The following is a 13837-nucleotide window of genomic DNA, read 5'->3' as shown; positions in this document are numbered from 1 at the left end:
ACGATACGGAGTGGAGAACCCATGGATTATGAACAAACGATTATGCAGATTATTGCCAGCAGCGGAGAGGCTAGAAGCCTTAGCCTAAAAGCGGTAAGAACCGCGCGCGCCGGAAACCTGGAAGAAGCGGGCGAGATGATTAAGAACGCCAAGACCAGCCTGACCAAAGCACACAAAGTGCAAACGGGGCTGATCCAGGCTGAAGGCCGGGGCGAAAAGACAGAAATTACGCTGCTGATGATTCACGCGCAGGATCATTTGATGAATGCCCTGACGGTTAGAGAACTGGCTGTGGAATTGATCGAAGAAATCAAAGAACGCAAAGCACTCGAACTAGAATTGAAAGGATCGGTGAACTAAGATGAAAAAAATATTGCTCGCCTGTGCAGGCGGATTCTCGACAAGTATGCTGGTGGAACGGATGAAAGAATCGGCACGGACACAAGGGGTTGAAGTGGTTATTGATGCAGTGGCGGAGAGTGATATCGCCGATCAAAAGCCTTTTGACATCATTATGCTTGGACCACAAATGGGACACGCCGAAGGCGATCTGGCCGCAGAATATCCGAACATTCCAGTAACTACGATCGATATGATGGACTATGGCATGATGGATGGGGACAAGGTGCTGGCTACAGCACTTGAACTGATGGAGAAGGGGGCTTAAGTCATGGCAGGCGGCGCAGAATGGAGAGCCAAGATCCAGAAAGTCAGCACGAAAATCCAAAAAAACACCTATATCAGCGCTATTTCCAACGGTCTGATGGCCTTGATGCCAATATTGATTCTGGGCGCTATTTTTTCCCTGATTAATGCACTCAAGCTTGATCCTTATCAGAATTTCCTGGAAAGCACTGGACTCAAAACTTATACTTCGATTCCGGCAACCGTAACCACCGATTTGATCGCACTCTACGCGGTGTTCTCCATCGCTTATAATTTTGCTACCCAACATAAGCAGCAAGGCTTTTCGGCAGGGATTTTGGCGCTGATGAGTTTCTTGCTAGTTACACCAAAAGGTCTGCTGGATGACGGTGTGACCAAAGCATTTGGTTACTCCTGGTTAGGCGCCAAGGGATTGTTTGTGGCAATCATCCTGGCACTGCTGGTAGGTAAGATCTATACCTTTGTATTGGAAAAGAAATTCTATATCAAAATGCCGAAGGGTGTTCCGCCCACGGTCGAGAAATCTTTTGCCGCGCTTACGCCTGGTTTTATCGTAGCGGTTCTGATGCTAGTGCTGACGGCGATTTTCGCCGCAACGAAATATGGCAATATGCACGAGTTTGTCTTCTCGATTATCCAGCTGCCACTGACTAGTCTGGGGGGTACCTGGTGGGCGATGCTGATCTGCATCTTCGTAATTCACCTGCTGTGGTTCTTTGGAGTTCACGGCACCTTGGTAGTCTATTCCGTTGTCGGCCCGATTTGGGTGGCTTTGGGACTTGAGAATCTGGACGCTTACCAAAGAGGTGTGGAAGGTACGCATATCATTGGTTCACCGTTCTTCCCGGTTTATGTACTGATCGGTGGTGCGGGGGCAACGTTAGGTCTCATTATTGCGATGTTGTTCGCCAAATCTACACGTTATAAGACACTTGGTAAACTGGCAATTATCCCAAGTCTGATCGGTGTCAATGAGCCGGTGATTTTCGGGATGCCATTGGTGCTGAATGTTCGGTTTATGATTCCGTTTATCCTGACTCCGCTGGTGAGTAGTGGTCTGGCGATTCTTCTGACGACGCTGGGTATCCTTCCTGTGCTGCACGGGATTCAGGTACCGCTGGGCATTCCGGTGCTGGTTAATGGCTGGATGAACGGGGGCTGGCGCGTAAGTGCGTTCCAGCTGGTTATGATTGGCGCAAGCTTCATGATCTACTATCCATTCTTTAAAAAAGCCGATGCCGAAGCGCTGGAGCAAGAACAGCAGGCTGAAGCTAAAGCGGCAGCAACCGCTGCCACCAATTAATAAAAGGAGGCTCAACCGATGACTTATCCATTTCCGGAAAACTTCCTGTGGGGCGGTGCGGTAGCCGCCAATCAGGTCGAAGGCGCGTATAATGAGGGCGGGAAGGGTTTGTCTACTGCTGATGTAGTCAAATATTGTCCTCCTAAGGAACGGCAGAGCCTGGAGCAGCTATTGTCCATGTCCGGTCCCCAGCTAGAAGAGGCCATACAGGATGATAATCAGGGAAATTACCCCAAACGCAGAGGGATTGATTTCTACCACCGCTACAAAGAAGATATCGCCTTGTTCGCTGAGATGGGTTTTAAGGTATTCCGTATGTCCATCTCCTGGCCACGTATTTATCCGAATGGCGATGAGCAGGTACCCAACGAGGCGGGACTGCGTTTCTACGACGATGTTTTTGATGAGTTGCGTAAATATAATATCGAGCCGCTGGTCACCATTTCCCATTATGAAATGCCTGTGCACCTAGTCACCAAATATAACGGCTGGGAATCCAGAGAACTGGTTGAACTGTTCGTCCGTTATGCGGAAACTGTGTTCACCCGTTACCGGGATAAGGTGAAGTATTGGCTGACTTTCAACGAAATCAACTGTACGCTCAAAGCGCCGTTTCTGGGCGCAGGGATTATTCTGGATGGCAAGTCAAATGAGAAGCAGGTTGCTTTTCAGGCTTTGCATCACCAGTTCGTAGCCAGTGCGCTTGCGATTAAGCGGGGCCGGGAGATCAATCCGCAGTTCCAGATCGGCTGCATGCTGGCCCGCAAGCTGCTCTACCCATATTCCTGTCATCCCGGTGATGTACTGAAAGCGCAAGCGGAGAACCAAATGGCAATGTTCTGCTCCGATGTTCAGGTTAGAGGTTATTATCCTTCTTATATCCGCCGGCATTTGGAGCAGCATGGAGTGACAATAACCATGTTGCCGGGGGACGAAGCTTTGCTGCGGGACAATCTTGTAGATTTTCTTTCCTTTAGTTACTACATGTCCTCAGTAGTCAGTGTGGATGAGAGCATCACGGCCACCACGGAAGGTAACCTGTCCTCAGGGCTGAAGAATCCCTTCCTGAAAACTTCCGATTGGGGCTGGCAGATCGATCCAAAGGGGCTGCGGTTTGTGCTCAAGGAGATGCATGACCGCTACCAGCTTCCTTTGTTCGTAGTAGAGAATGGTCTGGGTGCTGCAGATGTACTCGAACTGGATGGCACTATCCGTGATCCATACCGGATAGAGTATCTGGCACAGCATATTGAGCAGATGGCGGAAGCCATTGCCGATGGCGTGGAGCTAATGGGCTACACCAGCTGGGGCTGTATTGATCTGATCTCGGCTTCCACCTCGGAGATGCGCAAGCGGTACGGCTTCATTTATGTTGATCAGGATGATGCAGGCAATGGAACGCTGCTGCGTCTGCGTAAGGACAGCTTTTACTGGTACAAAAAGGTCATAACCTCTAACGGTGCAGATTTAAGCTATTAGTGTGGTGTTATAGTCCTTGTTCATTTTTTATGAAAACCTTGAGAAATCAAGGTTTTTTTGTTTTTTTAATAGGGAATAGAGATCGTGTGTGCTTCTTCTTATAACGAAGTTTTATCCGGGAAGGCACTTAACTTATGGGCAAGCCGCTTTTTGGCCGACTATTTTTTTAGGTATTCCGAGAAGTTCTCCTGAAAGTCCAGTGAATGAATATCTTCCCGAAGATGGTGGTGGATTAGCGGACCGATATTGGTAGTTTCCTTTTGCACCATAAGCTCAAGAATGGATTGGTGTTCGCTCCAGATTTCTTCCAGCTTGTCGGTCTTGAGCATGTGCAGTCTGCGGTACCTGAGATAATGTACATTCGACTGCTGGATCAGAGTCCACAGATACTCACGTCCAGCAAGCCTGTACAAGGACCGGTGAAACTCGTCGTCTAAATTAAGGAAAGAATCTACAGCATTCTCCTGCCCGATGACCTCTTTTTGTTTCTTAAGAATCTCCTTCAGTTCGTGCACCCCGGGTAGTAAAAGCTGTGCAGAAAGATCCTTGAGGATCTCCTTTTCCAGTGTGCAACGCAAGTATGTGATTTGTTCAACAGATTCTAGATCAATAAAGGACACAATATTACCTTTTTTCGGGTAGATATCGGTATAAGATTCCAGTGCAAGCTGCTTGAGAACATCACGCAACGGCGTACGTGAAATCTGAAACCGCTCAGACAAGGCTGTTTCACTTAGAATGGTACCTGGCTTTAACGCCAGCGTGAGGATTTCTTGCTTCAGTGTGTTTAGAATTTCAGCTTTGATTGACATTTCTGTTCCTGCTTTCAATTGTTGATGACAGATACAGTACTAGTATACATGATAAGTTCGTTCATTAAAATTATCGAGATGAAAATAGGGTGGAAATTCCTTGTTTTTATGATAAAATTCCTGATGAATTTGTGATTGACAAAGAATTGTTCTTATTCTATGATCAAGTAAATCTTGTATACAAGATAGATGAAAACGAATTCACAGGAGGGTTTATCAATGAACATGACGTGGAGATGGTACGGCGAGGGCAATGACAATATCACGCTGGATCATATTCGGCAGATTCCGGGTGTAATGGGGATTGTCTGGTCTTTGCACGAGAAAGTAGCTGGAGAAGTGTGGGAAATGGAACGGATCCAAGAAGTGGCGGATCAAATCACCAGTAAGGGTTTCAGCACGGCTGTAGTAGAAAGCGTCAACGTTCATGATGATATCAAAATCGGCTTGCCGACCCGTGATAAATATATCGATATTTATATCGACACCATTCGTAAACTCGCCAAGGTTGGCGTTAAGGTGATCTGCTATAATTTTATGCCTGTTTTCGATTGGACCCGCACAGAGCTGTATAAAGAGTTGCCTGATGGCTCGAATGCCCTCTTTTATGAAAAGGCTGCCATTACCGATAATCCGCGTGAGATGGTGGACCGGATTTTGAAGGGAGCTGGGCAGTTCACGATGCCGGGCTGGGAGCCGGAGCGGCTGGCGAAGCTAGATGAGCTGTTTGCGGCTTATGCGGATGTGACGGAAGATAAACTGTTCGACAACCTCCAGTATTTCCTGGAACGCATTATTCCAGTATGCGAGGAAGTGGACATCAAGATGGCTATTCATCCGGATGATCCGGCTTGGCCGATCTTTGGACTGCCGCGTATTATCCGCAATCGGGATATGATCCGCCGCTTTCTGGATTTGGTGGACAGCCCGTACAACGGTTTGACGTTCTGCACAGGGTCACTCGGCACGAATCCGGATAACGATCTGCCAGCGATGATCCGCGAGTTCCATGACCGTATTCATTTTGCACATATCCGTAATGTGAAGGTATTTGAGAATGGTGATTTCATTGAGGTGTCGCACCGTGGGCGTGACGGAAGCGTTGATGTGGCCGAGGTGGTCAAAGCCTATCATGAGAACGGATACATTGGTTATGTACGCCCGGATCACGGGCGTCATCTGTGGGGGGAAGAGAAGAACTGCCGCCCGGGTTATGGTTTGTATGATAGAGCTATGGGCATCATGTATTTGCTTGGTGTCTGGGATAGCTTGGACAACGTCAAGGAGGCAAAATAAATGCTGCATCTGACCAGAAGCAGTATCCAAGGGGAAAAAGCAGCTTGGAAAGCTGCTGGAGTGGAGCTTCCACAGTTCGACTATGAGCAGGTAGCAAACAATACACAGCTTAAACCGGAATGGATTCATTTCGGTGCAGGTAATATTTTCAGGGGATTCGTGGCAAATGCTCATCAGAAGCTGCTGGATAGCAGGAAGTCGGATACAGGTATTATTGCGGTGGAAACCTTTGATTTCGAAATGATTGATAAAGTCTACAAGCCCTACGACAATCTGACCCTTTTAGTGCTGATGAATGCTCGTGGTGATTTTCAGAAAAGAGTAGTCAGCAGTATTGTGGAGGGAATCGCAGCGGACAAAAACCGTGAAGCGGAGTACCGCCGATTGATCGAGGTGTTCGAGAATCCGAGCCTGCAAATGGCCAGCTTCACCATCACGGAGAAGGGATACTCGTTGACGGATCCGCATGATAAATATCTTGGCATTGTGAAAAAGGATATCGAGAGCGGACCGGAGCATCCTGTTCATGTCATGAGCATTGTAGCTTCGCTTGCTTATCGAAGATATCTGAAAGGCCAATATCCGATGACCTTTGTCAGCATGGACAACTGCTCACACAATGGCGACAAGTTGAAGAACGGTGTTGTGTCCATCGCTAAGGAATGGGCCCAAAGAGGACTTGTTGTGGAAGACTTTGTGCGCTATCTGGAAGATGAACGATTAATAACCTTTCCATTGTCCATGATCGATAAAATCACACCACGTCCTTCGGAGAGTGTACAGGCCGCGCTTCTGGAACAGGGAATTGGCGATATGGATGTAATCATTACCTCCAAAAACACATATACCGCTCCTTTCGTAAATGCCGAGATTAGCGAATACCTTGTAGTGGAGGACAACTTTACGAACGGACGTCCACCACTAGAGGAAGCCGGAATTATTTTTACGGACCGGGAGACAGTCAACAAGGTGGAGACGATGAAAGTAACGACCTGCCTTAATCCGCTGCATACGGCGCTTGCTGTTTCCGGTTGTCTGCTTGGCTACACCTTGATCGCGGATGAGATGAAGGACGATACTTTGCGGAGGTTTGTGGAGATAATCGGTTACAAAGAAGGTCTGCCCGTCGTAGTGGACCCGGGGATTCTCAGTCCAAAGCAGTTCCTGGACGAAGTCCTTACGGAGCGTTTTGCCAATCCATTTATCCCCGATACTCCACAGCGGATTGCTACAGACACTTCGCAGAAGGTGGGTATACGGTTCGGTGAAACTATTAAATCCTATATTCGACGGGAGGAGCTCGATCCAGCGCAGCTAACAGCGATTCCACTGGCTATCGCGGTGTGGTGTCGTTACTTACTTGGAGTGAATGATGCTGGAGAGGTCTTCACATTGAGTTCAGATCCGTTACTAGAAACACTGCAAGGTTACCTTCAAGGAGTTTCGCTTGGAGACCAAACCGCAAGTGTGCGCCCCATTCTTGAAGATGAGCGACTTTTTGGGGTTCCGTTGTACGCAATTGGTCTAGGCGATAAGATTGAGGTTATGTTCCAGGAAATGATGGCAGGCCCAGGAGCGGTACGGAGAACATTAGAGAACTATTTGAAGTGAAAGCTAGGTAGTTAAGTAGATTTGATTTAATATAGGAGAAAATAAAGCAAAAAAAGTCCCTAGGCAATCAATCGGGGCTTTTTTTGTATGATTTTAAAAAATCCAAACAAAGTGTGAAAAGAATCTTATATAAAATGAGAAGAACGAAAGTTAAACTAAAAACATGGCGAATAACCGGTGTTCGTCAACTGAGCGACGAATTTTGAGGGGGTTCAACACCATATTGTGGGGCGGGCAGAAAGGCCGGCTGGAGTAGAAGCGGCGAAAAGGAAGCGGGATTTATACCGTAGAATGAGGCGGATGGAGTGGTTGCGGAGACAATAGAGGCATTAATGCCCTAAAATGTTGCGGATCGAGCGGATGTGGCGAAAGGAACGGGATAAATCCCACAGAATGCAGCTGATCGGGCGAATACGGAGAAATGAGCGGTATAAATCCCGCAGAATGTACCGGATCGAGCATATACGGAGAATTCTACGGTATAAATCCCGCAGAATGTACCGGATCGAGCGAATACGGAGAAATCTACGGTATAAATCCCGCAGAATGCAGCGGATCGAGCGAATGTGGCGAAATGAACGGGATAAATCCCGCAGAAAGCAGCGTATGGAGCGGATGCGGGGAAAGGAACGGTATAAATCCCGCAGAATGCAGCGGATCGGGCGAATACGGGGAAATGAACGGGATAAATCCCGCAGAATGCGGCTGATCGGGCAAATGTGGTGAAATGAACGGGATAAATCCCGCAGAATGCAGTCGATCCGGCGAATACGGGGAAATGAACGGGATAAATCCCGTAGAAAGCAGCTGATCGAGCGAATACGGTGAAATGAGCGGTATAAATCCCGCAGAATGCAGCTGATCGAGCGAATGTGGCGAAAAGAACGGTATAAATCCCGCAGAATATATCGGATCGAGCGAATACGGAGAAATCTACGGTATAAATCCCGCAGAATGTACCGGATCGAGCATATACGGAGAATTCTACGGTATAAATCCCGTAGAATGCAGCGGATCGAGCGAATATGGTGAAATGAACGGGATAAATCCCGCAGAATGCAGTCGATCGAGCGGATGTGGCGAAATGAACGGTAAAAATCCCGCAGAATGCAGTCGATCGAGCGGATGTGGCGAAAAGAACGGTATAAATCCCGTAGAATGCAGTCGATCGGGCGGATACAGAGAAATGAACGGGATAAATCCCGCAGAATGTACCGGATCGAGCGAATGTGGCGAAATAAACGGCATAAATCCCGCAGAAAGCAAAGGATCGAGCGGACCGGTCCGGATCAATACACCTTAAAGGAGTGATTCCGCCCATTAACCGGAGAACCACTCCTTTTTTATAGCCAACTTTATAATCCAATCAACGACGACCTCCGTGATCGTTAACTGTGTAAATTGCTGAACTCGATTCGCGAGCTGAAGGACCTAGTAAACTCTTTTTCGATTATTGTTTTCATGATATTGTGATGTACTTTGAGTTGTGATTGATCGGCGTGGTCTCTAAGGAGTTCAAAGAGCGCTGCTGATTTTTTGAAGCCTGTATCATCGTCTAGCTTGATGCTTAATAATAAGATTTCTAGAATAGTGTTGATTGTATCGTACATATTCTCTTGTTTATAGTAATACATCGCCAGCAGATAAATGTAATCCTCATGGTATCTGATATTCACAATAGTCTCATGTTCTCCTATGTCATCAACATTGATTTTGAATTCCTTCAGAATCCAATCAACGGAATAATCATGTATTATCGAAGATTCTAAGATTGTAATGAGTCCCGGCAATAACTCTTCATCATCACTTTTTCTAATAAACTCAACGTATTTATGTAGGACTCCCATTTTGCCTTCCAACAGATCGATAACGTATGAATTGGCTTTTGCTATATTGCGGTAATATTCGACTTCATTAATACCCTCTTCATCTAAACCTACTATCCAGCCCAGGTCAGCATACTTCTGAATACATATTTTTGCCTCGTCAAACTTACCGGATTTTTGTAGTGCTATACCTTTTGCGCATGAGCTATATCCAAAATAATAGGGGATACTCCGTTTCAGTTTAGGACCTCTTATGAGGTTACTATTGTTTTCATATATGACGGAAATTTGTTCATGTAGCTTGTCTGCAATTTCAATCATGGCATCCCAATTTTCAAATGAAAATGATGCCTTAAGCATCTGAATCAAGGAATCCACATTCAACCCTTCCAAATCCAACTTCAATCCTATCTCCCTTTCTAGAGCATATCATGCATCGATTAAGATAATTGTATTTCATTTCTAAATTATTCATTTATTTTACATTAAATCATGTGATTTCCATCACGTTACATAAGGTTAAAAGGGTCTTTATTAATAATTTTCAAAATAGATCCAGCCCATATTATCTTCCTTAAGTTTCTATTGTTGGAGGAATAATGTTTGTTCTGTTGTTCATTTGTCCCCTTGTTTTTGGGTTATTTGTACGTAAAATGCGGAAATGTACCTATCGTGGAACTCGTTCTTCCTTTATGATCATCCCGTAAAGAAAGCGCTATCAAATAAATTTTAACCACATTTTATGAGGGGGTAAGGATGATTTGAAGCGAATGGGAAAAAAGCTGGGAATGAGCCTGTTGGTATTTATAATTGCAGCAGCGCAGTTCGGTTTCACAGGAACGAAGGGCAATGTGGCACTAGCAGCTGAGAAGAGTATGGCGCAAAAGCCCTATATGGGCTGGAGCAGTTACAGCATGCAGGTGTACGACGGTGCAGGCAACTGGACCTCGGCCGAAAGCATCAAAAAACAATCGGATGTTATGCATGAGAATTTGCAAGCCCATGGGTATGAATACATCAATATTGATGCGGGCTGGAATGGCAGCATGGATGAATACGGCAGACCGATTCCAAGTGAGACCTTATATCCTAACGGATTTCAAGAGGTCATCGACTATGTTCATAATAATGGACAGAGAATTGGAATCTATATGATTCCGGGGGTATCCATCGATGCCTATAATCAGAATCTAGAGATTTACGGAACGGGTGGCCAATGCCGTATACAGGACATTACAGCCAAACCGCTTACCATTATGGATTATTGGAATTCCTACACTTATAAAATTGATTTCACGAATCCATGTGCCCAGAAGTATGTGGATTCTATTGCGGATATGATTGGCGAGTGGGGCATTGATTTCGTCAAATTTGACAGCGTGACTCCTGGCTCGGGGATTGACAACTTGAGCCGTGATGCGCGCGGCGATGTAGAGGCATGGTCTAAGGCTTTTGACAGAAATAACATCTGGTTTGAGCTGTCCTGGGCGCTCGATCACAATTACGTGGATTTCTGGAAAAAGTATGCCAACGGTTGGCGAATTGACTGGGATGTTGAAGCTTACGATGGCAGTGGGCTGACAGCCTGGCCGAGTATTTCCCGCTTGTTCCCCAAAGCAGCACTTTGGTGGAGGGATGCAGGTCCTGGTGGCTGGAATGATTTTGATTCTCTGAACGTTGGTAACGGATCTATGGATGGTCTGACCAAAGACGAGCGGAAATCCGCGATGACATTCTGGTCAATCTCTTCCGTGCCATTGTATACAGGTAATGACATGACTAGGCTGGACAGCTATGGTCTAGAACTGCTTACCAATGATGAGGTAATTGCCGTAAATCAGGCAGGACGTCCAGGCCATCCGGTATCTATGGATACCCAGCAGCAGGTTTGGTATGCCAATAATGGAGATGGCACTTACAGCGTAGCTCTGTTCAATTTGGGCAGTCGGAGTGCGGAGGTGAAAGTCAAATGGAGTGATCTCGGCCTTGAGGGCCCGGCTTCCGTTCGCGATTTATGGAGTCACACTGAGCTGGGAGACTTTGAGAAGGAATTTAGCGGAGGGATACTTGAACCTCATGCGTCGCGGATGCTTAAAGTTACAGCATTAGGTGGCACCTCTACAGTCAATGATGATGATACAGGTATGCGCTACAGCGGGGATTGGAAGCGAAATGGTGGCAAAGAGCTGCTAGAAGGAAAGCAAGATTTGAGCATTACGATCAAGGATTCCTCGTCTGCTCCGTCGATGGCTTCACAATCGGATGTTACGAACTATGGGACTGACCCGTCTGAGAATTCGTCTGCTGCGAACAAGGCAACGGTCACTAATGTAGTATACATTAATGATAATGACAGCGGCATTAAATATAATGGCGCATGGCAGGTAAGCTCATCTAGAGGATTGGGTGATTATAAAGACGATGTGCATTATGCCGAGAAGAACGGTGATTCCTTTGAGTACACCTTTACGGGCACTGGCATTGACCTGCTGACCGAAAAGCATGAATCTCAGGGAGATATGATTATTACGCTGGACCATGAGGCTGCACAGACCGTTAGTGCTTATAAAACGGGATCAAGAGAGGTACAGCAAAATCTGTACAGTGTCTCGGGACTTGCTAACGGCTCTCACACACTTAAAGTGGTCAAAAGCTCAGGTGATTTTATGCTGCTTGACGCGTTTAAGGTGACTACAGAAACTCCAGCAGGAGGACAGAATAGTACCATTACTCCGACATCTGCTAGATTCGACCAAGCAACAGAACAACAAGAGGATGTTACTGTCACCCTGAATTTGAATGGTAATACACTGAGCTGTATTGAAAATAATGGCGAGGCACTTTCGGAAGACGATTTTACGGTGACGAATGACAAATTGACCATCCATAAGCAATACCTTGCGCAGCAGCCGGCAGGCACAACCGACTTGATTTTCATTTTTAACGCTGGTGATCCACAGACCCTGTCGATACAAATTAGCGATTCTACAGGCATTCGTTATGTGATGATTAATAACGATGATTCGACAGTTAAGTACAATGGCACTTGGAACCGCAGCAGTGGCAGAGGATTGGGCGACTATAAAGACGATGTGCAATATACGGAGCAGAATGGTGATTCTTTTGAATATACCTTCAGAGGAACGGGGATTCAGCTGTTCACAGAGGTAGATGAGTCACAGGGTGATATGGATATTTATGTTGACGATCAATTTAAGGAAACAGTCAGTGCCTATCATCATGGACAAATGTCACTTCAGAACCTTTACAGCATTTCTGGCTTACCGGATGGTATGCACACGCTCAAGGTTGTGAAGAAATCAGGCAGATTTATGCTTCTTGATATGTTCAAGGTAGAAATTCCGAATATGATTAATCCGATCGCTGCCAGCTTTGATAAAGCTGCTTCCGCTCAGGAAGATATTGAGGTGACATTACTGCAGCAAGCGGAAAGCTTTGCCGGCATTACTAACGGATCATATGATCTGGTTCTGGGGACTGATTATTCAGTAGCAGGTAACCGTGTTACACTGAATAAATCTTATCTTGCTGCACAGCCAGTGGGCACGCTGAACCTTAAGTTTACTGTAGGGGGAGATTATCTTAATGATGTTCACTCTACATCAGTGGACGGTGATTCCTTTGAATATACCTTCAAGGGTAACGGAATCAGCCTGATTACACCTATTGGTCCAGAGCAAGGTGATATGGATATTTATGTGGATGGACAACGGGTCCAAACCGTGAATGCGTATAGTCAGAGCCGCCTGAGCCGTCAGGAAATTTATAGTATTTCGGGATTGGAAGGCGGGATACACACGCTTAAAGCTGTGAAGAAATCTGGTGATTTCATGCTGACGGATCAATTGAAATTCACAGTTTCAACGAGTCCTGCTGTATCTCCAACACCAACGCCAAGTCCGACACCGACACCAACGCCAAGTCCGACACCAACATCAACACTAACATCAACGGATTCGGGTGGCTCGTACATTCCAGCTAAGCCTTCTTCCACACCTGCCTTGACTCCGACGCCAACTCCGGCAACTGGAAACGAGGATGGATCTGCAGGGAATGGCGAGTCTAATACGATCCGTCATACAGCATATATCAAAGGTTATCCGGGTGGGTTCTTCCAGCCGGAGCACGAAATTACGCGTGCTGAGATGGCAACGATTCTTGCCAATGTTTCTGAGAAGGGGGCTACTGGAGCAGGTGTCGTGTTCAGTGATGTGCCTTCTGGTTACTGGGGTGCTGATGCCATAACTAAAGTAGCGAAGATGGGACTAATAAAGGGTTACAGCGATGGCACCTTTAAGCCTAATCAAATGTTGACGCGTGCAGAAATGGCCACTCTGGTGACCCTGCTTAGAACGGATTCGACGCAGAAGGGTTCCGGTTTCTCTGACATCAATGGACATTGGGCACAGGCGGCGATTTTGCAAGCCCAAGGTACTGGCATTTTCACTGGTTATAATGACGGGACTTTCCGTCCTAATGCCAAGCTTACTCGTGCCGAAGCTGTTGTGGCTATGAATAGAGCTTTAGGCAGAGGTCCCCTAATCAATGTAACGAATCCACAGTGGGCAGATGTTCCGGCAACACATTGGGCCTTCGGCGACATTGAAGAAGCTTCGACGGATCATGTCTTTACATCTGGATCAGAGGCCAGAGATCAGAAGAAGAACTGATTGTCTAGCCAAAGCAATGATGAAGGGGGCCGTTATTGGCCCCTTTTTTCTAAATGACAGGAGGGCCATGTAAGGGTCACACATCGAAACAGCTGACGCACTATAGATAAAATATCGGAATTGCCGATAAAAGGCAGTGATAACGGCGTAGAT

At 46.4% G+C, this 13837-nt stretch carries 10 protein-coding genes; 7 read left to right on the top strand and 3 right to left on the bottom strand.

Annotation, left to right across the window (positions count from 1 at the left end):
- Window positions 1–21: 21 nt before the first annotated feature.
- The 4 genes from PODO_RS22050 to PODO_RS22035 are packed head-to-tail and all read left to right on the top strand — an operon-like array spanning window position 22 to window position 3448.
- Complete coding sequence (locus tag PODO_RS22050; protein ID WP_038572728.1) at window positions 22–360, top strand: PTS lactose/cellobiose transporter subunit IIA; 339 nt, start codon at window positions 22–24, stop codon at window positions 358–360.
- A 1-nt stretch (window position 361) separates the two neighbouring features.
- On the top strand, window positions 362–667 hold the full coding sequence (locus PODO_RS22045; protein ID WP_036683292.1) for a PTS sugar transporter subunit IIB: 306 nt from the start codon (window positions 362–364) through the stop codon (window positions 665–667).
- Between the two features lie 3 nt (window positions 668–670).
- Window positions 671–1969, top strand: coding sequence for a PTS sugar transporter subunit IIC (locus PODO_RS22040; RefSeq protein ID WP_036683289.1), 1299 nt, complete (start codon window positions 671–673; stop codon window positions 1967–1969).
- An 18-nt stretch (window positions 1970–1987) separates the two neighbouring features.
- Window positions 1988–3448, top strand: a complete 1461-nt coding sequence (locus tag PODO_RS22035; RefSeq protein WP_038572726.1) for a glycoside hydrolase family 1 protein — start codon at window positions 1988–1990, stop codon at window positions 3446–3448.
- Between the two features lie 158 nt (window positions 3449–3606).
- On the opposite strand, the gene PODO_RS22030 is transcribed toward PODO_RS22035, so the two are convergent.
- Window positions 3607–4260, bottom strand: a complete 654-nt coding sequence (locus PODO_RS22030) for a GntR family transcriptional regulator (protein ID WP_038572724.1) — start codon at window positions 4258–4260, stop codon at window positions 3607–3609.
- Window positions 4261–4479: 219 nt separating this feature from the next.
- On the opposite strand from PODO_RS22030, the gene uxuA reads away from it, so the two are divergent.
- Window positions 4480–5556 carry a mannonate dehydratase gene (uxuA, locus tag PODO_RS22025; protein ID WP_038572722.1) on the top strand — a complete coding sequence of 359 codons (1077 nt, stop codon included), beginning with the start codon at window positions 4480–4482 and terminating at the stop codon, window positions 5554–5556.
- Window positions 5557–7167 carry a mannitol dehydrogenase family protein gene (locus PODO_RS22020; protein WP_038572720.1) on the top strand — a complete coding sequence of 537 codons (1611 nt, stop codon included), beginning with the start codon at window positions 5557–5559 and terminating at the stop codon, window positions 7165–7167.
- Between the two features lie 337 nt (window positions 7168–7504).
- On the opposite strand, the gene PODO_RS31260 is transcribed toward PODO_RS22020, so the two are convergent.
- Window positions 7505–8533: a hypothetical protein gene (locus PODO_RS31260; RefSeq protein WP_155288168.1), complete on the bottom strand. Its 1029-nt coding sequence runs from the start codon at window positions 8531–8533 to the stop codon at window positions 7505–7507.
- Between the two features lie 22 nt (window positions 8534–8555).
- The gene (locus tag PODO_RS22010) at window positions 8556–9386 is read right to left on the bottom strand and encodes a DNA-binding protein (protein WP_169744795.1); all 831 of its coding nucleotides are present in this window, start codon (window positions 9384–9386) and stop codon (window positions 8556–8558) included.
- A 377-nt stretch (window positions 9387–9763) separates the two neighbouring features.
- Here PODO_RS22010 and PODO_RS30160 point away from each other — a divergent pair, with 377 nt between their 5' ends.
- A complete protein-coding gene (locus PODO_RS30160) occupies window positions 9764–13684 on the top strand; it encodes a X2-like carbohydrate binding domain-containing protein (protein ID WP_244886530.1) in 3921 nt (1306 codons plus the stop codon).
- Window positions 13685–13837 lie beyond the last annotated feature (153 nt).

It is taken from the genome of Paenibacillus odorifer (assembly GCF_000758725.1).
Taxonomy (GTDB): domain Bacteria; phylum Bacillota; class Bacilli; order Paenibacillales; family Paenibacillaceae; genus Paenibacillus_AQ; species Paenibacillus_AQ odorifer.
The sequence above is the reverse complement of the archived record's forward strand: the minus strand, read 5'-3'. Positions and strand labels throughout refer to the sequence as shown.